Below are 435 nucleotides of genomic sequence, written 5' to 3' on the forward strand. Positions count from 1 at the left end.
ATTGGCACTGGTCGCCCTTCATGTCGCGGGTGCATTCTACCACCACTTCGTTCTACGCGACGGCACATTGGCGCGGATGCGCCAGGCGAAGGGGTGAACTTATGCGCTTGGCACCTCTCTTTGCGGCTCCGCCCATCGCTCTCGGTATCGCTACGGCAGTCTGGTTGATTTCATCCGCTCCCGGACCAGCACGGGTCGACGGTGCGGTACCTGCACTGCCAGTCCGGGTTGTTACGGCCACGTCAGAGATCATTCGCCCCAATGTAAATGTTTGGGGCAACCTGCGTGCGGCCGAGACCTGGGTTGCGGTTGCTGAGGTGCAGGGTGAGGTGATCTGGCGTCACCCCGACTTGGAGCCCGGACGCCTGGTCCCGGCCGGGACCGAAGTGCTGCGTATTGACCCTGCCGATTACGAGCTTGCATTGGCGCAGGCCC

General features: G+C 62.8%; 1 protein-coding gene. It reads left to right on the forward strand.

The features are described 5' to 3' along the window. Positions 1-101: 101 nt before the first annotated feature. Positions 102-435: hypothetical protein (locus E7681_RS19025; protein ID WP_211089841.1), on the forward strand; the 334-nt coding region annotated here is incomplete at its 3' end.

The organism is Thalassobius vesicularis (assembly GCF_004799325.1).
GTDB classification, from domain to species: Bacteria; Pseudomonadota; Alphaproteobacteria; order Rhodobacterales; family Rhodobacteraceae; genus Thalassobius; species Thalassobius vesicularis.